This is a genomic window from Cryobacterium tepidiphilum, from assembly GCF_003716325.1.
GTDB classification, from domain to species: domain Bacteria; phylum Actinomycetota; class Actinomycetes; order Actinomycetales; family Microbacteriaceae; genus Cryobacterium; species Cryobacterium tepidiphilum.
The window spans coordinates 41,660-61,322 of sequence record NZ_RDSR01000001.1; the positions used below are offsets into that span (position 1 = coordinate 41,660).

At 68.4% G+C, this 19,663-nt stretch carries 17 protein-coding genes; 6 read left to right on the forward strand and 11 right to left on the reverse strand.

Annotated elements, in window-relative coordinates; genetic code table 11:
* The first annotated feature begins 6 nt into the window (after window positions 1-6).
* Window positions 7-1,083 carry an FUSC family protein gene (locus EEJ31_RS13795; protein WP_158603864.1) on the forward strand — a complete coding sequence of 359 codons (1,077 nt, stop codon included), beginning with the start codon at window positions 7-9 and terminating at the stop codon, window positions 1,081-1,083.
* Here the strand turns inward: EEJ31_RS13795 and EEJ31_RS00245 are convergent.
* Window positions 1,077-1,634: a gluconokinase gene (locus EEJ31_RS00245; protein WP_123044285.1), complete on the reverse strand. Its 558-nt coding sequence runs from the start codon at window positions 1,632-1,634 to the stop codon at window positions 1,077-1,079. The two genes, EEJ31_RS13795 and EEJ31_RS00245, sit on opposite strands and share 7 nt — an antisense overlap.
* A 55-nt stretch (window positions 1,635-1,689) precedes the next feature.
* Between EEJ31_RS00245 and EEJ31_RS00250 the strand changes: the two genes are divergently transcribed.
* On the forward strand, window positions 1,690-2,739 hold the full coding sequence (locus EEJ31_RS00250) for a zinc-dependent alcohol dehydrogenase family protein (protein ID WP_123044286.1): 1,050 nt from the start codon (window positions 1,690-1,692) through the stop codon (window positions 2,737-2,739).
* 45 nt (window positions 2,740-2,784) lie between these two features.
* Here the strand turns inward: EEJ31_RS00250 and EEJ31_RS00255 are convergent, their stop codons facing one another.
* The 4 genes from EEJ31_RS00255 to EEJ31_RS00270 all read right to left on the reverse strand — a co-directional run bounded on the left by EEJ31_RS00255 (window position 2,785) and on the right by EEJ31_RS00270 (window position 6,568).
* Window positions 2,785-3,378, reverse strand: a complete 594-nt coding sequence (locus EEJ31_RS00255; RefSeq protein ID WP_123044287.1) for a nitroreductase family protein — start codon at window positions 3,376-3,378, stop codon at window positions 2,785-2,787.
* 82 nt (window positions 3,379-3,460) lie between these two features.
* On the reverse strand, window positions 3,461-4,549 hold the full coding sequence (locus tag EEJ31_RS00260) for a threonine aldolase family protein (protein ID WP_123044288.1): 1,089 nt from the start codon (window positions 4,547-4,549) through the stop codon (window positions 3,461-3,463).
* A 16-nt stretch (window positions 4,550-4,565) separates the two neighbouring features.
* Window positions 4,566-5,687: an ABC transporter permease gene (locus tag EEJ31_RS00265; protein WP_407643181.1), complete on the reverse strand. Its 1,122-nt coding sequence runs from the start codon at window positions 5,685-5,687 to the stop codon at window positions 4,566-4,568.
* Complete coding sequence (locus EEJ31_RS00270) at window positions 5,684-6,568, reverse strand: ABC transporter ATP-binding protein (protein ID WP_123044289.1); 885 nt, start codon at window positions 6,566-6,568, stop codon at window positions 5,684-5,686. Before EEJ31_RS00270 ends, EEJ31_RS00265 begins: the two co-directional genes overlap by 4 nt.
* An 87-nt stretch (window positions 6,569-6,655) precedes the next feature.
* Here EEJ31_RS00270 and EEJ31_RS00275 point away from each other — a divergent pair, with 87 nt between their 5' ends.
* On the forward strand, window positions 6,656-7,879 hold the full coding sequence (locus EEJ31_RS00275; protein ID WP_233563638.1) for an MFS transporter: 1,224 nt from the start codon (window positions 6,656-6,658) through the stop codon (window positions 7,877-7,879).
* Between the two features lie 104 nt (window positions 7,880-7,983).
* Here the strand turns inward: EEJ31_RS00275 and EEJ31_RS00280 are convergent, their stop codons facing one another.
* From EEJ31_RS00280 to EEJ31_RS00290, 3 genes are all read right to left on the reverse strand, one after another.
* Window positions 7,984-8,901, reverse strand: a complete 918-nt coding sequence (locus tag EEJ31_RS00280) for an aldose 1-epimerase family protein (RefSeq protein WP_123044290.1) — start codon at window positions 8,899-8,901, stop codon at window positions 7,984-7,986.
* Window positions 8,902-8,905: 4 nt separating this feature from the next.
* Window positions 8,906-10,744 carry a glycoside hydrolase family 2 protein gene (locus EEJ31_RS00285; RefSeq protein ID WP_123044291.1) on the reverse strand — a complete coding sequence of 613 codons (1,839 nt, stop codon included), beginning with the start codon at window positions 10,742-10,744 and terminating at the stop codon, window positions 8,906-8,908.
* A gap of 67 nt (window positions 10,745-10,811) precedes the next feature.
* Window positions 10,812-11,840, reverse strand: coding sequence for a LacI family DNA-binding transcriptional regulator (locus tag EEJ31_RS00290; RefSeq protein WP_123044292.1), 1,029 nt, complete (start codon window positions 11,838-11,840; stop codon window positions 10,812-10,814).
* 248 nt (window positions 11,841-12,088) lie between these two features.
* Here EEJ31_RS00290 and EEJ31_RS00295 point away from each other — a divergent pair, with 248 nt between their 5' ends.
* From EEJ31_RS00295 to EEJ31_RS00305, 3 genes are read left to right on the forward strand one after another with little or no spacing between them, the layout of a single operon-like run.
* The gene (locus EEJ31_RS00295) at window positions 12,089-13,408 is read left to right on the forward strand and encodes an ABC transporter substrate-binding protein (RefSeq protein ID WP_123044293.1); all 1,320 of its coding nucleotides are present in this window, start codon (window positions 12,089-12,091) and stop codon (window positions 13,406-13,408) included.
* The gene (locus tag EEJ31_RS00300) at window positions 13,401-14,342 is read left to right on the forward strand and encodes a carbohydrate ABC transporter permease (RefSeq protein ID WP_123044294.1); all 942 of its coding nucleotides are present in this window, start codon (window positions 13,401-13,403) and stop codon (window positions 14,340-14,342) included. Before EEJ31_RS00295 ends, EEJ31_RS00300 begins: the two co-directional genes overlap by 8 nt.
* A 6-nt stretch (window positions 14,343-14,348) precedes the next feature.
* A complete protein-coding gene (locus EEJ31_RS00305) occupies window positions 14,349-15,260 on the forward strand; it encodes a carbohydrate ABC transporter permease (RefSeq protein WP_123044295.1) in 912 nt (303 codons plus the stop codon).
* 89 nt (window positions 15,261-15,349) lie between these two features.
* On the opposite strand, the gene EEJ31_RS00310 is transcribed toward EEJ31_RS00305, so the two are convergent.
* From EEJ31_RS00310 to EEJ31_RS00320, 3 genes are all read right to left on the reverse strand, one after another.
* Complete coding sequence (locus EEJ31_RS00310) at window positions 15,350-16,480, reverse strand: acetylxylan esterase (protein WP_233563639.1); 1,131 nt, start codon at window positions 16,478-16,480, stop codon at window positions 15,350-15,352.
* A 100-nt stretch (window positions 16,481-16,580) separates the two neighbouring features.
* A complete protein-coding gene (locus EEJ31_RS00315; protein WP_123044296.1) occupies window positions 16,581-17,966 on the reverse strand; it encodes a carboxypeptidase-like regulatory domain-containing protein in 1,386 nt (461 codons plus the stop codon).
* A gap of 191 nt (window positions 17,967-18,157) precedes the next feature.
* A complete protein-coding gene (locus EEJ31_RS00320; protein WP_123044297.1) occupies window positions 18,158-19,654 on the reverse strand; it encodes an FAD-dependent oxidoreductase in 1,497 nt (498 codons plus the stop codon).
* Window positions 19,655-19,663 lie beyond the last annotated feature (9 nt).

Genomic DNA, 19,663 nt, shown 5'->3' on the forward strand with positions numbered 1-19,663 from the left:
ACAACGGTGACCCAGCCACGGGTGCTGCTCGCCTTCAAGACGGCGCTCGCGGCATCCATCGCGTGGTTTCTCGCTCCGCACCTCCCGTTCCTGGACTCGGATTACTCGTACTACGCACCCCTGGGCGCCGTGATCAGCATGTACCCCACGCTGGTGCGCTCCGTTCGCACCGCCGTGCAGGCGATGGCCGGGCTCGCCGTTGGGGCAGCCGTCGCGTTCGGGGCACTGGCGCTGGGGGCGCCCGGCGTGTTCAAGGTGGCGCTCGTCGTGGGCGTCGGCGTGCTGCTGGCCGGCTGGCGGCTGCTGGGGGAGGGGCGCAGCTGGGTGCCGGTGACGGCCCTGTTCGTTCTGCTCATCGGTGGCGGTGACGCCGACGCGTATTCGATCAATTATCTGGTGCACGTCGTCTTCGGAGCGATCGTGGGGACCCTGGTGAACCTCTTCATCGTTCCCCCGCTCTACCTGCGCGACGCCGAGGAACGGCTCGACAAGCTGCGTGACCGCGTCGCCGACTACCTGCGCAACCTAGCCGACGCGCTCGATGACGATCCTCCCGGCGACCATGACTGGTCGACGGACATCGGCAACCTCGAGGAGGCCGCGGGCACGGTGCGTTCCGCCGTCTCGCAAGCCGACGAGAGCCGCAAGGGCAATCCGCGCGGGCGGCGGGCGGGCAAGCAGGTGAACCAGGACTACCAGCGGATGCGTGCGCTCGAGCACGCGCTGTTCTACGTGCGCGACCTCACCGACCTGCTGCGCCGCTTCCTCACGTCGGACTCCGAGGACGGTGAGGAGGACGGCGCCGGTGACGAGACGGCGGTGGATTCGGCCGTCGTGACCCGGGAACTGCAGGCCGCGATCGGCGCCGTGGGAGAACTGATCGCGAGCCCGGTGCGCGCCGAGGAGTCCGCCGACCGGCTGCAGGCCGCCGAAGACGCCGTGGCGACGCTCAGCCGGTCGCTCGACCAGCGCGTGGGCACGGCGACATCCGTCTCGATCGGCGTCGCGGCATCCGTCTCGCTACGCAGCATCATCGACGTGTCGCGCCCCTTCGTGGCCGACAAGCCGTCAGCCGATCACTGAGTGCGGGCCGCCGCCACGTCGTTCAGGCCCAGCTTGTCGATGGCGTTCTGCGCGATCACCGGCGGCAGCGGCGTGATGTTGACGTGGACAGCCGGTTCATCGTCACCGGGCACCTGGAGGTCGGCGAACTGACTGTCGAGCAGACCCGGCGGCATGAAGTGGCCCTCCCGAGACGAGAGCCGGTCGGCGATGAGCTCCTTCGATCCCTCGAGGTAGACGAAGACCACACCCGACCCACGGCGGTCGAGCACATCACGGTAGGCGCGCTTCAACGCAGAGCAGGTGACCACGCCGCTCTTGCCGCGGTCCAGGCATCCGTCGATCCAGTCGGCGATGAGCTCCAGCCACGGTGCCCGGTCGGCGTCGTCCAGCGGATGCCCCGACGCCATCTTTTCGACGTTGGCCCGGGGGTGCAGGCTGTCGCCCTCCTCGTACGCCCAGCCCAAGCGCTTGGCGAGGATCTTCGCCACGGTCGTCTTGCCGGAGCCGGACACCCCCATGACGACGAGCACCAGGGGCTGCTCCGGTTCTGATTGCGTTCCGTTGCTCATGGTCCCATCCTCCCCCCGCCGGGCGGGAGGCCGAAATGCGGTTTAGGCTCGAATCATGCTGGCAACGATGATCTACGGTGAACACGACGTTCGACTCGAGGAGGTTCCCGACCCGGTCCTCTCCACCGGTGGTGACGCCATTGTGCGCGTGCTGGCCGCCTGCGTGTGCGGCTCCGACCTCTGGCCATACCGCGGCATCACCCCCACAACGGCACCGCGACGCATCGGCCATGAATTCGTGGGCATCGTCGAGGAGACCGGCCCCGACGTGCAGAACGTGCGCGTGGGCGACTTCGTGATCGCACCCTTCTACGACTGCGACAACACCTGCATCAACTGCCGCAACGGCGTGAGCACGTCGTGCCTGAACGGCGCTTCCTGGGGTGCTGAGGACCCGTTCGGCGCATTCGCCGACGGCGGCCAGGGCGAGCGTGTTCGCGTTCCGCACGCCGACGGCACCCTCGTTTCCACCCCGTCGCAGCCGGAACCGTCGCAGGTTCCCGGGCTGCTGGCCCTCGCCGACGTGATGGGCACCGGGCACCACGCTGCCGTGTCGGCGGGCGTCACGACCGGAAGCACCGTCGTGGTCGTCGGCGACGGCGCCGTCGGCCTGTGTGCGGTGCTGGCGAGCCGGCGCCTCGGCGCGTCGCGCATCGTCGCTATGTCGCGCCACGCCGACCGGCAGGAGCTGGCCCGGCACTTCGGCGCCACCGACATCGTCGAGGAGCGCGGCGACGCCGGCGTGGAGCGCATCCGGGAGATGTTCGATGGCATCGGTGCCGACTGCGTGCTGGAGTGCGTCGGCACGAAGGAATCGATGGACCAGGCGATCCGGTCGACCCGCCCGGGCGGCATTGTCGGCTACGTGGGCGTGCCCAACGGCGGCGCTGAGTTGCCGATCCGCCAGCTGTTCGGACGCAACGTCGGCGTGAACGGCGGCGTCGCGCCCGTGCGCGGCTACATCCCCGAGCTGCTGCCGGAAGTGCTCTCCGGTGCGATCGACCCCGGCCGGGTATTCGACCTCGAGCTTCCGCTCGCGGAGGTGTCCGAGGCTTACGCCGCCATGGACGAGCGCCGCGCCGTCAAGGTGCTGCTGCGGCCCTGACTTCGCGTGAAGGCGTGAAGGAACGAGCGCGACGGGCGGAACGGGTTACGCATCGACGAGCAGCAGCTCCGACAGCGGCTTGCGCGTGCGCGGCGCGGACTCGCGCTTGCGCAGTTCCTCGGGCAGCAGCTCGGGGTCGCCGAGCATCCCGAGCGCGGTAACGGTGACGACCGCCTGATCGTCGCTCAGGTCGAATGCAGCGCCCAAGGCGGCCGGGTCGAAGCCACCCATCTGGTGGGTGTGCAGCCCCTCGTGCTGCGCCTGGATGCTCAGGTGCGCGACGGCCTGCCCGAGGTCGTACTTCGCCCAGGGGTTCTCGCGTTCCGCGTCGATGTTGAGTTCGGCGACGCCGACGATCAGAACGGATGCCGCATCCGCCCAGGCCCGGTTGAATCCCGCCAAGGCGTCGTGGATGGTGTCGAACGCGCTGGAACCCCGGCGCGCGACGATGAAGCGTGCCGGCTGGATGTTCGATGCCGACGGCGCCCAGCGCGCAGCCTCGAGGATCGTGGTGAGGGTGTCCTCATCGATCACCGCTTCCGCGTCGAAGCCACGGGGGCTCCAGCGCTCGGCGAGGATCGGCAAGATGGGAGCCTCGGTGTCGGCGGAGCGGTTGACGGTATCGGTGATGAGGCTCATGAACGTCTTTCGGTTGAACGGATGCGGCCGGGGCGACGATGACCCACACGCTTTAACACGGTGCGGCATCCGTTATTCCGGTTCAGGCGGCGGCGAGCTCGCGCTTCACGGCCGTCACGAAGCGATCGATGTCGTCTTCGGTGGTGTCGAAGCCGCACATCCAGCGCACCTCGCCGGTGGCCTGGTCCCAGTCGTAGAACCGGAACTCGCCGCGGAGCCGGTCGGCGACGCCTGCGGGCACCACCGCGAACACGGCGTTCGACTCGGTGGCCTGGCTGAACGAGAGACCGGGGCATTCGCCGGCGGCGATGCCATCTTCGAGGGCGGAGCGCAGCCGTGCCGCCATCCCATTCGCGTGCGACGCGTTGCGCAACCACAGGTCGCCCTCGAGCAGGGCGATGAACTGCGCCGAGACGAAGCGCATTTTCGACGACAGCTGCATGTTGAGCTTGCGCAGGTAGTGCAGGCCGGCGGATGCGTCGGGGTTCAGCACGAGCACGCACTCGCCGAGCATGAGGCCGTTCTTCGTTCCGCCGAAGCTCACCACGTCGACCCCCACGTCGCGCGTGAACGCACGCAACGGCAGGCCAAGGCTGGCCGCCGCGTTGGAGATGCGCGCTCCGTCCATGTGCAGCTTCATGCCGCGCTCGTGCACGTGGTCCGCGATCGTGCGGATCTCGTCGGCGGTGTATGCCGTTCCGAGCTCGGTGGTCTGGGTGATCGAGACGGCGAGAGGCTGTGCGCGGTGCTCATCGCCCCAGCCCCACGCCTCCCGGTCGATGAGGTCGGGGGTCAGCTTGCCGTCGGGCGTGGGAACGGGGAGGAGCTTGAGGCCGGCGACCCGCTCGGGCGCGCCGCCCTCATCCGTGTTGATGTGCGCGGTGGCCGCACAGATCACCGCACCCCAGCGCGGAAGCATGGACTGGAGGCCCACCACGTTGGCGCCGGTGCCGTTGAACACCGGGAGGGCTTCGACGCCCGCGCCGAAGTGCTGCACGAAAACTTCCTGCAGTCGCGCCGTGTACACGTCTTCGCCGTACGCGATCTGGTGCGCACCGTTGGCCTGCACGATCGCCTCGAGGATCTCGGGGTGGACCCCCGAGTAGTTGTCGGAAGCGAAGCCGCGGGAGGAGAGGTCATGGAGTGGAGTCACCCGACTATCTTCCCGCATCCCGTGGAGCAGCTTGTCATGCCCGCAGCGCCTCCTTCAGCGGTACCTTCGCGCCCATGCGAAGCAGCGAGTTTGAGTAGACGCGGGCGCCGAGCAGGATCACCGCGAGCGTCGTCGCCAGCAGGATCGCGAGGGAGACCAGCGGCTCCCACCACGCTGCGCTTCCGAGGAAGACGCGCATGGGCATGCCGACCGGCGCTGAGAACGGGATGTACGACATGATCGCCAGCACGAAGTCGTTGTCGTTGAAGAAGATCACCAGGAAGTAGGGGATCATGACGAGCAGCATCACGGGCGACGTTGCCGAGCCCACGTCCTCCTGCCGGGAGACGAGCGACGCGGTCGCCGCGTAGAGCGCCGCCAGCAACACGAAGCCGATCGCGAAGAACACCGCGAACCAGATGATCGACGGCCCGACATCGCCGAGCAGCGTGTGCTGGCCGGTCACGGCCATGCCGAGCGACACCAGCAGGCCGATCAGCACGATCTGCCCGAACGCCATGATGCTGTTGCCGGCGACCTTTCCGGTCAGCAGCGCCCGGGCCGAGATGGTGGACAGCAGGATCTCGACCACGCGGGTCTGCTTCTCCTCCACCACGCTCTGGGCGATGGTGCTGCCGAAGGTCATGGCCGACATGAAGAACACCAGGCCGAAACCGAGCGCAACGAGGTAGACGAGGAATCCGTTCTGCTGGGGCGGGTCGAGCAGGGTGACCGGTGGCGTCACGCTCAACGCGCCGAGCACATCGCTCGGCGGCGAATCCTTCGCGATGACCGTCACGCCGAGCAGGGTGTCGCCGCCGGGGACCACCGCCGCGTCGACGGTGCCGTCACGCACCAGCTGCTCCGCGGCATCCGTATCGTCGGCCGGAACGGCCTCGAGTGCCGTCGCCTGGTCCACGAGCTGGGCGGCCGAACCGACGACAGCCACCTTGGGCAGGCTGGGGTGCGCGCTCACGAGGCCGCCGATGACAACGGATGCGACGGCCGCCACGAGCAGGATCCCGGTGGACACCAGGAAGACCTTGCTTCGAATCCTCGCCATGATCTCGCGCACCGCGATGAGGCGCACACTCTCCGCGAAGGAGGGGGCGGGGTAGGGAGAGGTCGTTCGGACGGGGGAATCGCTGGTGCTCACGTGACGATCTCCTTGAAGATGGTGGCCAGGGACGGCCGCTGCCGGCCGAAGGAGTGCACCGGCCCGCGGGCCAGCGCCTGCTGCAGCACCGCCTGGCTCGCGGCATCCGTTTCGGCTTCGAACACGGCCGAACCGGCGGACGAGGAGACCACCGCGACGCCCGGGACCTCCCGCACCCAGTCGGTGTCGCCGGGCACGCCGATCTCGAACCGCGGTGCACCGAAGTCGTCGCGCAGGCCCTCCCTGGAGCCGTTCGCCCGGATCTCGCCGTCGGCGATGATGACCAGGTCGTCGCAGAGCCGCTCGACGATGTCGAGTTGGTGGGAGGAGAACAGCACCGGCGCGCCCCCGGCGGCGTAGTCGCGGAGGACGTTCAGCACGACCTCGACGGCCATCGGGTCGAGGCCCGAGAACGGTTCGTCGAGCACGAGGAACTCGGGGTCGTGCACGAGCGCAGCCGCGATCTGCGCACGCTGCTGGTTGCCGAGCGACAGCGACTGCACGGTGTCGCCGGCGCGCTCGCCGAGGCCGAGGCGCTCGAGCAGCGCGTCGGCGTTGGCCTTGGCGGATGCCGTGGGCAGGCCGTGCAGGCGCGCCAAGTAGACCAGGTGCTCGGCCACCTTCATCTTCGGGTAGAGCCCGCGCTCCTCGGGCATGTAGCCGAAGCGGCGGCGGTCGCCGGCCGTGAGCGGCTGGCCGTCCAGCAGCACCGTGCCGGAATCGGCCGACAGCACCCCGAGGATGATGCGCATCGTCGTGGTCTTCCCGGCGCCGTTGCCGCCGACGAAACCCGTCATGCGCGCGTCCCCGACCGTGAAACTCACGTCCTTGAGCACCTGGCGACTGCCATAGTGCTTGTTGACGCCTCTGATCTCCAGCATCCGTCCCCCTCCGTTGCAGGTCAGCCCTACGTTATCGAGGTCGGGACGGCGAGCGCATCCCGGGCGCCGGCGGATAGCCTGATACACGTGCCTCGCCTCCCCCATCTCACCCGGTCGGCCGGGGTCCGGTCCGGGCGGCCGCGGCTCTCCCGCGACGTCATCGTGCTCGGCGTCATCGCCTTCTTCGTGATGGTCGGCTTCGGCGTCGTCGTGCCGGTGCTGCCGGTCTACGTGCGGAGCTTCGGCGTGGGGTACGTCGAGATCGGGGCCGTCATCTCAGCGTTCGCCCTCATGCGGTTCGTGTTCAGCCCGTTCTGCGGCCGCCTCATCGACTGGGCCGGGGAACGCATCATCCTCTCGACGGGCATCGGCATCGTGGCGGTGTCGAGTGCGCTCGTCGGGCTCGCCCACACCTACCCCCAGGTGCTGGTGCTGCGCGGCGCGGGCGGGATCGGCTCCGCCATGTTCTCGGTGTCGGCGATGACGCTCCTGCTCGGGTCGACCGCGCCCGGCACAAGGGGCCGATCCGTCGGGTTCTATCAGGGCGGCTTCCTCATCGGTGGCATGGCCGGGCCCGCGCTCGGCGGGCTGCTGGCCACCATCTCGCTCACAGCACCGTTCTTCTTCTACGCCGGCACACTGGCTATCGCCGGCGCGATCGGCATCATGCTGCTGCGGCCCCGGGCGCACGCGGCACAGGCGACGGAGGAGGCGGTGCCGGCCGTCCCCTTCAGTCAGGTGCTGCGCGACGTGCGCTTCCAGGCGGCGTGCCTGACCAACTTCGCACAGGGTTGGACCTCACTCGGCGTGCGGAGCGCGCTCATCCCGGTGCTCGTGGTCGAGGTGCTGCACGATCCGGCCGCGTGGACAGGCGTCGCCTTCGCCTGCGCGGCCGTCGCGCAGACGCTGGCCCTCGGGCCGGCGGGCGCGTTCGTCGACACCATCGGCCGCAAGCCGGCGATCATCGGCGCCTGCGCGGTCGCGGGGGCGACCATCTTCGCCGTGCCATTCGCACCCAACATCGTCGTGCTGGCCGCGCTGCTCTGCGTCTACGGGATCGCGGCGGCGTTCCTCGGTACCGCGCCCGCGGCATCCGTGGGCGACGCCGCCGGGGCACGCGGCGGTCGACCGGTCGCGGTCTTCTCGATGGCCTCGGACTTCGGGGCGATCATCGGTCCGCTCGTGGCCGGGTGGCTCGTGGAGGTGGCGTCGTACCCGGTGGCGTTCGGGGTCGCGGCCGTGTTCCTGCTGGGCGCGTGCGGGTTCGCGTTCCGCATGCCGGCGGCAACGCGAGCGCCCGCGCCCGCCTGACCCGCGGCATCCGTATTCGCGAGGCGCGGGTCGAACGCCGCTGCGCGCCATGAATTCAACCCGCGCAGCGGCGTTCAGCCCGCGTAGCTCGTGAGGGGCGATCGTCAGAGGGCGGCGATCGTCCAGGCAGCGGATGCGTATGCGCCCGGCTCGAGCGTGATGAGGTCCGTGCCCGAGTTGAACGCGTCGGGCGGGCACGTCATGGGCTCCACCGCCAGGCCGATGCGGTTCACGGCCGCCACGGGCTGGTCGGCCGTGTGCACCTGCACCCAGGGGCAACTCGCATCCCAGCGCATGGCGACCCCGGTGCCGGAGGGCGCGGTGACTCGCACCTCCGCCACCCCCGCCGGCGTGCGAGACAGGCCCGTGAACGCGTGGTCGATGAAGGTGTCGCCGATCCGGCGTGGCTGCCGGAAGTCGAGTGCGCCCGCCTCGGCTGAGCTCACGTCGACGAGGTCGACCGGGATGAGGCGATCGGGCGTGACGGTGAGCACCTGGGATGCGCCGAGTTCCAGCGTCCAATCGTCGACGCGGCCGTCGCCGGCGACCAGGTAGGGGTGCGGAGCGGTTCCGTAGGGCGCGGCATCGCGCCCGGTGTTGCGGGTAGTCACAGTCGTGTGCAGCCCGTCGCCGTCGAGCCTGAACTCCACGCGCACCTGGAGCTGGAACGGGTAGCCCTCCTGCGCCTCGATCGTGGTGGCCAGCAGCACCCGGTCGGCGGTCTGCTCCAGGTCGACGAAGTCGAGCCACGCGGCGAGACCGTGCAGGGCGTGCCCCCGCTTCGGCTCGGTGAGCGGCAGCTCGTATTCGCTGCCGCGGAACGAGTACCGGCCGTCGACCACCCGGTTCGGCCACGGGGCGAGGGTGGCGCCGCGATACGCGGGTCGCACCTCGTCGGCCGCGAAGGGAACAACGAGGTCGCGACCGTGGTGGCGGAGGGTGCGGAGCGTCGCCCCGACGCTCGCGATCGTGGCGGTGTAGTCGCCGAAGGCGAGGTCGAACTGGGTGCCGGAAAGGGTCATCCCGCTATTCTGCCCCGCCCATCATGCGCGCGATGTCGCCGGCGGGCAGCTTCGGAACCCGGTTCTCGTCGCACAGCCCGTTGGCCTCCTGCATGGTGTCGGTCAGCTGGGTGTAACAGAAACCGGCGAGGACCCCGCTGGAGCGCACGGCCTCCAGCAGCGACCCCACCCGTTCGGCGAAGTCGTCGACCGATGTCGCCTGGGAATAGCCCCAGGCATCCGTCGCCGGTTCGTCGACCGAGAACTGGATGCCGCCGAACTCGGTCAGCATCACCGGCTGGCCTTGGTCGGGCTCGCCGGTCAAGCGGATGCGCCGCCCGGCCGGGCCCATCCCCGCGAACAGGCGCTCCATGGCCGCCTCGTCGGCGTAGCGCTCGCGCATCACCTCCGGGGAGGCCTCGTAGTCGTGCACCGACCAGATGTCGGACTCGAGGTGCTCCCAGCCGTCGTTCGAGATGACGGGCCGGGACGGGTCGAGGGCCCGGGTCAGGTGGTAGAGGCCGCGGGCGTAGTCGCGCATCGCCGGCGTGTGAGCGATGTGCTGCACGCCCCAGCTCTCGTTGAGCGGCACCCAGGTCACGATCGACGGATGCGACAGGTCGCGGTCGATCACCTCGGTCCATTCCGCCATGGTGCGCGTGACAGACGCCGTCGTGAACTCGAAGGTGCTCGGCATCTCACCCCACAACAGCAGCCCGAGCTTGTCGGCCCAGAACAGGAAGCGCGGGTCTTCCACCTTCTGGTGCACGCGGGCGGCATTGAACCCGAGGTCCTTGATCAGCTGCGCCTCGGCACGGAGGGCGTCGACGGAGGGCGCCGCGAGATGCGAGTCGGGCCAGTAGCCCTGACTGAGCACCGAGCGCATGTAGTAGGGCCTGTCGTTGAGCAGGAACGCTCCTCGTGCCACGGCCACCGAACGAAGCCCCAGGTAGGAGGCGACGGTGTCGCAGGGCTCGTCCCCGACGAGGAGCGTGACCTGGGCGTCGATCAACCGGGGGTGTTCCGGCGCCCAGAGCAGTCGCTCGTAACCCTGGCCGTTTCGTTGGCGGGGGAGCGGGATGACCGCGTCGACCTGGGCGCCGGCGGCCTGCACGACGACCGTGCCCAGGCACTCGCCCGCGTAGGAGAGCTCCACCTGCACGCGTGCGTCGGCATCGGGCCAGCGGTTCAGCCGCAGGGCGAGCTGGACGGAGGCGCCGGGGATGTCGGTGACCCAGTGCAGGGACTCGATCGACAGCGCGGGCACCGCTTCGAGCCACACGGTCTGCCAGATGCCGGTGGTCCGCTGGTACCAGATCGAGTGCGGCTCGGGAAGCCAGTCCTGCTTGCCGCGCGGCTGGGAGACGTCGAGCGGCTCGTCCTCGGCGCGGACCACGAGGATCTGTGTCGTACGGGCCGGGTCGATGGCCTGTGTGATGTCAAGCTGGAACGGCGTGTGTCCGCCTTCATGCCCACCGAGGAATATGCCGTTCAGCCATGCCTGGCAGCGGTAGTCGACGGCGCCGAAATGCAGCAGGATCCGGCCGTCATCGCCGCGGTCCCCGGCGGCGGCGAGATCCTCGGCGCTGAGCTCCCGCTGGTACCACGCCACCGGGTGGTAGCCGGGGTCATTCACTCCCGATGCGGGCGACTCCGGCGGGAACGGAACGGTGATGGTGTGGTCGAACTGGGGATCCCGGTACCAGGCGGCAGCGATCCCCTCACGCTGGTCGTCGAAGCGGAACCCCCACTCGCCCGACAGGTCGCACCAGGCTGCCCGCATCAATTGGGGTCGTGGATACGTCCCGTCCTGCTCACTCGCCCGAAGCGTCGCGTCGTCGCCGATTGCCCCATCCGTATTCATGGCTACAGTGTGCCCCAGATTTCCAGCGCTGTAAAACAGCACCAGAACCGCACCGCGTCAGGGAGGGTCAGGAGACGAGGACCGCGGGCAGGCCCGGAGCGCTCTCCCGTGCGAGGAGTGTGAAGTCGACGATGCGGTGGCGTCCCATGCCGTCGTGCCCGTTGATGCGCTCCTCGAGAAGATCGAGGGCGGTCTCCGCGAGGCTGAGGGTGTCGGGGGCGATCGTCGTCAGGGTCGGATGCGTGAAGGACGTCATCGAGATGTTGTCCCACCCGGTCACCGCGACGTCATCCGGTACCCCGAGCCCGCGCTCCTGCAGGGCGCGCAGCGCGCCGATGGCGGCCAGGTCGTCGCGGCAGACGAGCCCGTCGAAGTGCAGCCCCCGGTCCAGCGCACTGGAGACAGCCACCACGGCGTCGGCGGAGGTCACCGCCTTGCTGGGGAGCAGCAGGTCGAGGTCGGGGGTGAGTCCTGCTTCCTCGAGCGCGTGCTGGTAGCCGCGCAGGCGCTGCTTGGACGTGGCGGAGGTCCTCTGCTCCTCGTGGCCCAGGAACCCGATGCGCCGGCGGCCGAGATTCAGCAGATGCGTGGTGGCGGCGGCCGCGGCCGCGGCGTTGTCGATCATCACGTGGTCCACGGTGACCGGTGCGGGCCCCTCGCCGAGGAGCACCAGGGGAACGTCATTGCGGTGCTGGGCGATCTCGGTGGACGACATGACGGACGGCTGGAAGATGACCCCGTCGACGAGGCCCGCTTCGCTGCTCGACACCACGGCGCGCTCGCCCTCCAGGGTGCCGTCCGTCTGCTCCAGCAGCAGCCGGTACCCGCGACGGGCGGCCGCGGCAGAGACGATCCGGGCGAGTTCCGAGAAATACGGCAGGCTCACGTCGGCGAAGGCCAGCGCCAGCAGGCCGGTGCGGCCGGTGGCGAGCCGGCGGCCGAGCACGTTCGGCCGGTACCCGAGCTCGTCGATGGCACGCTGCACCCGGTGCCGCATCGCCTCGCTCACGTGGGGATAGTCGTGCACGACGTTGGAGACGGTCTTCATCGACACGCCCGCTCTGCTGGCCACATCCTGCAGCCGTACCTTGCCCATGCCGCGACCTTCCCCTACCGCTACGAGCACGTTCCGCCTTCTCGCTCGAGTCGACTCTAGTTGCCTGTCAGCACGGGACGGACGCCGGTGTGCCTCCTGCCAGTTGCGGGCGGGCTCCTTGACTTCCATATTACAGCGCTGTAAATTCACAAACAGGTTCGAGGATGAGCTACTCCCACCGGAGTCTCGCCGCGGGCCGGGGCAGATATCGCCGTGTCCGGCGATCACAGGTGAAGGAGAGCAGCACAGTGAAGCGGAGAACAGGCAAGCGCGCGCTCGCGGCGGCGCTGGCAATCGGAGTGGGCGCGGCTCTCGTCGGTTGCAGCGGCGGCGGAGGCAGTGCCGACAAGGGCGTGTCACTCGAGGGCGGCGAATACAGCGGTCCCGACGTGACCATCAGCTTCTGGAACGGATGGACCGGTGGCGCAGCCCCGGTGCTGGTTCCGAAGCTCATCAAGCAATTCAACGACGAACACAAGAACATCACCGTCAAAGACGTGCCCATGGAGTGGGCGGACATCTCCGCCAAGATGCCGTTGGCCATCAAGGCCGGCAAGGGCCCCGACGTCTCGGTCGCCCACGGTGACGACCTCGCCACGTACGCCGCCCAGGGGCTCGTGCTCCCGGTCGACGACATCGTCAAGACGCTCGGCTACAAGGCGGAGGACTTCCCGTCCGGCCTGTTCGACGCGAGTGTCTACAACGGCAGCCAGTACGCCATTCCGTGGAGCGTGACCCCGTTGGGCCTCTACGCCAACACGACCGTGCTGAAGGAGGCCGGACTCGACCCCGAGAACCTGCCCACAGACAAGGACAGCTACCTCAAGGCGCTCGACAAGCTGAAGGCGGCCGGCGTCCAGGGCGAATGGGTCGACGGATACGTCTTCACCGGAACGTTCGAGTTCGAGTCGCTGCTCTGGCAGTTCGGTGGCGACCTCTACAACGAGGACGTCTCGAAGGCCACCTTCAACTCCGACGCCGGCGTGCAGGCGCTGACCTGGATGGTCGACCTGGTGAAGAAGGGCTACAGCCCGAAGAACGTCGCCCAGGACGGCAACATCAACGCTCTCATCGGAGGCAAGACAGCCTTCAACTGGAACGGTGTCTGGCAGACCACCAACGCCGCCCTCGACAAGATCGAGTGGAAGGCCGCCGTCGTGCCGCAGATCGGCACGGAGAAGGCCGTCTGGTCGAGTTCAACGCACTGGATCTTCCTGAACAACAAGGGCCAGGACAAGAACAAGACGGCCGCCGCTGCCACGTTCGTCAAGTGGATGAACGACAACTCCAGCGGATGGGCCGCCACGGGCGAGCTGCCCGCGAAGAACAGCGTGCGGGAAGACCCGGCGCTGCTCAAGCAGTACCCGAACCTCGAGCCGTTCATGAAGGAGCTGGAATACGCCCACTACGAGACGGTCTCGCCGGGTATCAACGGGGCCAACGCCCTCATCACGACCGCGGTCAACGAGGCCGTGCTCCTGAAGAAGTCGCCGAAGCAGGCCCTCGACGACGCTGCGGCGCAGGCGGACAAGATCCTGCAGCAGAACAAGAAGCAGTACGGTGGCTAGCACCAGCCTCGCCCCTGTGGTCCCCCGGAGCACCAGCTCCGGGGGACCCGGTCGCGGCAGGAAGACCGGAACGGCCTATCTCTTCCTGGCCCCGTTCCTCATCCTGTTCTGCGTGTTCGTGCTCGCGCCGGCGATCTACGGAATCTGGATCAGCCTGCACATCTGGAACCCGCTGTTGCCGCTCAAGCCGTTCAGCGGCATCGACAACTACGTCGACCTGTTCACCCCCGGCTCGCTCACCTTCGGTGACTTCTGGGAGAGCATGACCGCGACCGGCATCTTCACGGTCGCCAGCGTGCCGTTCCTCCTGGTGATCCCGTTGCTGATCGCCGTGATGCTCAACCAGAAGATCCGCGGAGGCACCATCTTCCGCGGGATCTTCTTTGCCCCGTACGTGCTCGGCGTCGCCGTGATCGGCGTGATCTGGCAGTACCTCCTCGACCCGCAGCTGGGCGTGGTCAACCACGTGCTCGAGCTGTTCGGCCTCCCGTCCCGCATCCCGTGGACGGTCGACGTCCCGTGGGCCTGGGTATCGCTGGTCGGCGTCACGGTGTGGTGGACGATGGGCTTCAACACCGTCATTCTCCTGGCCGGGCTGAAGGGCATCAACGCCGAACTGTACGATGCGGCATCCGTTGATGGAGCCGGGGCGATGCGCAAGTTCTTCAGCGTCACCCTGCCGGGGCTCAGGCCCGTCATGGCGTTCGTCACAACCGTGACGATCCTCGCGTCGGCCAACATGTTCGGACAGTCCTACCTGCTGACCAACGGTCACCCGGGAACCACGACGAGATCCGTGATCATGTACATCGCCGACCAGGGACTCGCGCAGAACCAGATGGGTGCGGCCGCGGCGATGAGCTACGTGCTGTTCGCCTTCCTCGCGGTGATCAGCATCGTGAATTTCCGCTTGCAACGCGAGAAGACGGAGTGAGGACCGATGACTGTCAACGCTGAACCGACGGTGGCCCGCAACACGGCCCTGCCGTCTGAAGCGCCGCTCGACCGGTCCCCCCGGAGGCGCCGGAGCGTCGGGAAGGCGCGCGTCTGGTTGTACGTTGCCCTGATCCTGACGGCACTCGTGATCGTCGTGCCGTTGATCTGGATCTTCCTCACGTCGTTCAAGACGGACTACAACGCGATCAACGCGCCGGCCAACCCGATTCCGAACCCGTTCACTTTCGAGGCCTACGAGACCCTGTTGTCCAGCGGGCAGCAGCCGATCTTCCGGTGGTTCTTCAACAGCGTGGCCGCGGCCACGCTGCAGACGGTCATCATCCTGGTGACCGCCTCGATGGGGGCGTACGCTCTGGCACGGCTGGAGTTCCGTGGCAAGAAGATCGTCTTCGGGGCGATCGTCTCCACCCTGCTGGTGCCGCCGGTGATCTTCCTGATCCCGAACTACCTCATCGTGCAGAACTTCGGGTGGCTCGACAGCATCTGGGCGATCACCATCCCCGGTGCCGCCGGAGCGTTCGGCATCTTCTTCCTGCGGCAGTTCTTCGTCGGCCTGCCCGGGGAGATCGAGGAAGCAGCGCGCATCGACGGCGCCGGCGACATCCGCATCTTCCTGCAAATCGTGCTGCCGCTCTCACGGCCGGCGATCGCGACGCTCGCGGTGCTCAGCTTCCTCACCAACTGGAACGACTTCCTGTGGCCGATCTACGTGCTGCTGAGCCCGGAGCACCTCACGCTGCAGCCCGGGCTGTCGGTGCTGCAGGGCGCATACTCCACGCACTTCGGCATCGTGATGGCCGGCGCGGTCATCGCCTCGGTGCCGGTGCTCATCCTGTTCACGCTCGCCCAGCGGCAGATCGTGGACAGCGTCGCCAGCTCGGGCCTGAAGGGCTGACCCCTTACACGCGAAACCGGACTTGTGGTCGCTTAGACGCGCGCGGAAAGCGACCACAAGTCCGGTTTCGCGGTGGGGGAGCGGGCGTGTCAGGCGACCTCGGCCAGGGTCTTCGTGAAGAACGCCGCAACCTCAGACTGCATGGCTCGGGTCATCGCGTGCCCGCCCGCGTGCCAGGCTGCGGTGTAGTCGAATCCCGCGCCTGACGCCGCGGTGAGCAGCGCATCCGCGTCACGCATGCCCTGCTCCGGAAAGAGCTGGTCGTCGAGCGCGTACTGCACCAGGAGGGAATGCGGGTTCACCGCGGCGCGCGTGAAGGGGATCTCCGGCCAGTCGGCGAGCTGCCAGAGGCCCGGGGTGTGCATGAGCCAGGAGTGCAGGTCGAGGTACGCGGGAAGCAAGGACGCGAACGTCGTCATCATGCAGGAGATGACGTGCGCACGGATGCGCGGGCTGAGCGCAGCGAGAATCATCGCCCGGCCACCGCCACCCGAGAGCCCGGCGGTGCCCAGCCGTGAGGAATCGACGCCCGGCAGCGCGCCCAGCACATTCAGGGCGGCGAGGTCGTCGTGCGCGACCATCCCGGCGAACGTCGTGCCGATGAGCGCTCCGGCCTTGGCCACCGTGTTCTCGTGGTCCGCGGCGAATGCGTTGTAGCGCATCTCCTCCGTGGGCTCGATGCCACCGGAAGTCCACAGCGCCTCCTGGCCGGCGAGGTGCCGGGCGGAGCGCTCCGCGGGCGGATCCATGGTGAACCGCCGGGTTCCCCAGCCGAAGGTATCGTGCGCGAGGACCGCGAATCCGCGCGACGCCAGCGCGTTCGCCGGCGCCTGCCCGTCGTACATCGCCGCACGCAGGGCCACGGCCTCTGGCCGGGAATCGTACCCGAGGTCGACGAGCCTGTCGGCGCCGAGCCATTTGTTGTCGGAATGGCAGTGCATGAAGAGCACGCCCGGCAGGGGACCGTCCTCGCCGGCGGGACGGAGATGATACGCGCGCGTCCGTGGGCCGTAGCCGAGCTGCCAGGACAGCTCTGTCGTGCGAACATCGCGCGTGGTGGACTCACCGTCGACGCGCAGGTCGAGCACGGCCGGAACCGCGGGCACTCCAAGCACGCGAGCGAGCTCGCCGGGTACCGCTTCGCGGCCGTTGCTCGACCAGACGTACGGAGGCCAGTCCTCGTATCCACCGAGGGCAGTGGGCAGTGCTGTGCGCGTCACGTGGCTCCCCCTTAGACCGACGATGGTAGCCGATGCGCGGCGGCCCGGGTATGACGAAGGGGCACGGCCTGTGGCCGTGCCCCTTCGTGTGTGCGGATGCTTAGGCGTGCACGCGGCGGCGACGAACCACCAGGAGCGCCGCACCAAGCAGCAGGAGCAGCGCGGCGATGGCGAGCGGGCCACCGGTGTTGAAGCCCGTGGCGGCCAGCATGTCGGCGACGGTCAGTGCCACGGCCTGCACGGCACCGGAGCTCTGGCCGGTGACGACGAGCGTGTGGTTGCCGGCTTCGAGCTCGCTCAGTACCTCGGCGCTCAGGGTGATCTGCACGGCACCGTTGACAACCGGGAAGGTTCCGACGAGGGTCGGCGTGGAGTAGAGGTACACGTCGACGTAGGAGTCGGTCGCGGTCCACTTCAGTTCGGCTTCGTAGTCCTCGCCCGGGTTCAGGTCACCGGCGGGCAGGCCGGCCGACGTCTGCGACTGAGCGGTCACGCCGCGTCCCTCGAGGTACACGGCGAGGCCACCGGAGTCACCGGCCGGTGCGGCAGCGGCGTCCTTCTTCGCGGCCGCGACGTGCGGTCCGAAGGCAGAGGCGCTCGTGGGCGCGAAGCCGTCGTTGGTGCCAGTGACGATGAAGACGATCTGCATGCCGACCAGGTCCTTGGTCAGCTTCAGCGTGGTTCCGGTTGCGCCGTCGATCGGACCGCCGAACTGGCCGCCGTTGAATCCCCACTGGTAGCTCAGCTTCGTTCCAGCAGGCCAGCCGGTCGTGCTGCCGGTGAGGACCTGGCCGACCTCGGCGGTGCCGGTGATCTTCGCGGTACCAGCCTTGAGTTCGGGCAGGTTGGGCAGCAGCTCAACGTTCACCTCGGCATCCGCGGCACTGATGTCGACGTCTTTGGTGACCGTCTGGTATCCATCTGCGGAGAACGTAAGGGTGACGTCGGCGTTCGGCTCGAGGTTCTCAAACGAGAAATTTCCGGAGGAATCCACCGGGATAACGGTGTTGGAGTAGCCCTGGTTCTCGTTCATCTCCACGGTGGCGGCGAAGTCGGAGTTGCCGTCCTTGGCGGTCACCGTGCCGGTGATCGAGTAATAGCTCGGCTCGGGGTCGGCGGGAGTGACGGCGGTCAGCGTGACCACTTCGGGAAGGGTCACATCACCACCGGCAATCGTGGTGTCGGTCGTGACCGTGGCGTATCCGTCCAGCGAGATTTCGAGGGTGTAATCACCATCGGCCAGTCCTGCCAGCGTGAAGCCGCCGATGGCGTCGGTGCTGGTGGACTCTGCCGGGTTGTTCACGTCCGTGACTGTGGCGCCGTCGGCGGCTACGCCGACGCCATCGCCGTTGTCGACGTTCACAGTTCCGGAAATGGAATACGTCGGCGGGGTCACAGCCGTGGCGGGCGTGGCGGCCACGAGGGAGAGGCCCCCGATCATGGCCAGGCCGAGGCCCAGGGCGGCGATGCGGCGCAGCCCGCTCATGGATGAATTCTTCACGTTCTCAATACCTCATTTGCTCGGTGGATCACTCGGTGCACTAAGTCGGAGAGAACGCAGGACAGGCAGACGGCGGCGCAGTGCGCCCAGTCATAAACGGCGGCCCGAGAGTTTCCCCCACCGAAGCGTAGCTGTGAGATGTCTTTGAAAAGGGCGTGAGTCCCCGAAGTGGGGGTCTATTCGGGCGAATCAGTGATGGATTCGAGGTCGCGGAGTGCCGGCCCCTCGAGCCGGCGGCCGTCGTGGGTGAAGCGGGAGCCGTGCAACGGGCAGTCCCACGTCTTCTCCGCGTCGTTCCAACCGAGCACGCCATGCATGTGCGGGCAGACCGCCGACACCTTTCGCGTGTCGCCACCGACCGTGCACAACCCGACCGGGCGCATCCCCTCGCTGAAGACAACGCCCTGTCCCTCGGCCGGTGCTGCGTCGGGATGCTTCGCCACGGCCTGGCCGGCCCAGTGCTTCGCCATCTCGAAGCCGACGCTTCCGTTGACCTGCACCGCGTCGCCCGCGTCGGCGAGTGTCGCGGGCCGGTTGTAGAGGGTGTCCGCCCAGCCCATCGCGCCGTCGAGGAGCCGCGCCGAGAGGGCAAGGCTCGCCGCCACGGCGTTGGTCATCCCCCACTTGTTGAATCCTGTCGCCACGAAGATGCGGTCGTCGCCGTGCACGATCGGCCCCACGTAGGGGGCTCGGTCGAGCGAGCGGTAGTCCTGTGCCGACCACGCATGCGTGCGAACGGCGCCCGGGAAGTGCTCCGCCGTCCACGCCTCCAGATCGCGCACCTGGGCGAGCGCCGAATGTTGCCGGCCCACAACGTGCCCGTTGCCCCCCACGACCAGGTGCTCGGTGCCGTGGGTCGGCGTCGTCCGGAGCGACCGGGTGGGCTCGTCGATCGACAGGTACATACCGAGCGGCACCGGACCGGGCACCGTGAACGCGAGCGCGTATGAACGGAGGGGCTGCAGCCTGGCGAAGTGCCCGCCGCGATTGAGGATGGGCGTTCCGGTTGCCAGAACGACGCGGTCCGACCGGACAAGACGGTCGCCGATGCGCGTCTCGATGCCGCTCGCGTTCCTGGTGATGCCGGTGACGAACGCGCCCTGCACCACGTGCCCGCCGTGCAACCGAAGATCACGCGCGAGGGCGTCCACGACATCGAGCGGGTCGAACTGGGCCTGGTCGGCGAGGCGCACCGCTCCCCAGGTGGGGTAGGGCAGCTCGGTCTCTGCCTCCAGCGTCACGTCGAGGCCCACCATCCGGCATGCCTCGTACTCCCGCTGCACCCGGTCGGCGCCCTCCGGGGTTCCCGCGTAGGTGAAGGCGTCGCGTTCCTGGAACGGCACCTGGTGCTCGTGGCAGTAGCGCAGCATCCACTGCTGGCCCTCGCGGTTCGCCTCAACGTACGCCCTCGCGACGTCGGGCGAGTTGGCGTGCAGGAGCTGTGAGAGCTGGCCGCCGTGCAGCAGCGACAGTTTGCCTGTGGTGTTGCCGGTGGTGACGGCGGCGAGGGTGCGTGCCTCGAGCACGACGACGCGCTGCCCGGAGCGCGCCAGCAGGAGAGCGGTGGTCAGGCCGGTGAGACCGCCTCCGACGATGACAGTGTCGTAGCGGGCCTGGTCGATGAACGGGTCCGTTGCGATGGTTTGCTCGCGATCCAGCCAGAGTGACGTCACCGTGCTCCC

Excerpts from the sequence above, each read along its gene's own strand:
- EEJ31_RS00245 (WP_123044285.1), bottom strand. The coding sequence starts at position 1,634 with ATGAGCAACGGAACGCAATCAGAACCGGAGCAGCCCCTGGTGCTCGTC.
- EEJ31_RS00250 (WP_123044286.1), top strand. The coding sequence starts at position 1,690 with ATGCTGGCAACGATGATCTACGGTGAACACGACGTTCGACTCGAGGAG.
- EEJ31_RS00255 (WP_123044287.1), bottom strand. The coding sequence starts at position 3,378 with ATGAGCCTCATCACCGATACCGTCAACCGCTCCGCCGACACCGAGGCT.
- EEJ31_RS00260 (WP_123044288.1), bottom strand. The coding sequence starts at position 4,549 with ATGCGGGAAGATAGTCGGGTGACTCCACTCCATGACCTCTCCTCCCGC.
- EEJ31_RS00270 (WP_123044289.1), bottom strand. The coding sequence starts at position 6,568 with ATGCTGGAGATCAGAGGCGTCAACAAGCACTATGGCAGTCGCCAGGTG.
- EEJ31_RS00280 (WP_123044290.1), bottom strand. The coding sequence starts at position 8,901 with ATGACCCTTTCCGGCACCCAGTTCGACCTCGCCTTCGGCGACTACACC.
- EEJ31_RS00285 (WP_123044291.1), bottom strand. The coding sequence starts at position 10,744 with ATGAATACGGATGGGGCAATCGGCGACGACGCGACGCTTCGGGCGAGT.
- EEJ31_RS00290 (WP_123044292.1), bottom strand. The coding sequence starts at position 11,840 with ATGGGCAAGGTACGGCTGCAGGATGTGGCCAGCAGAGCGGGCGTGTCG.
- EEJ31_RS00305 (WP_123044295.1), top strand. The coding sequence starts at position 14,349 with ATGACTGTCAACGCTGAACCGACGGTGGCCCGCAACACGGCCCTGCCG.
- EEJ31_RS00315 (WP_123044296.1), bottom strand. The coding sequence starts at position 17,966 with ATGAGCGGGCTGCGCCGCATCGCCGCCCTGGGCCTCGGCCTGGCCATG.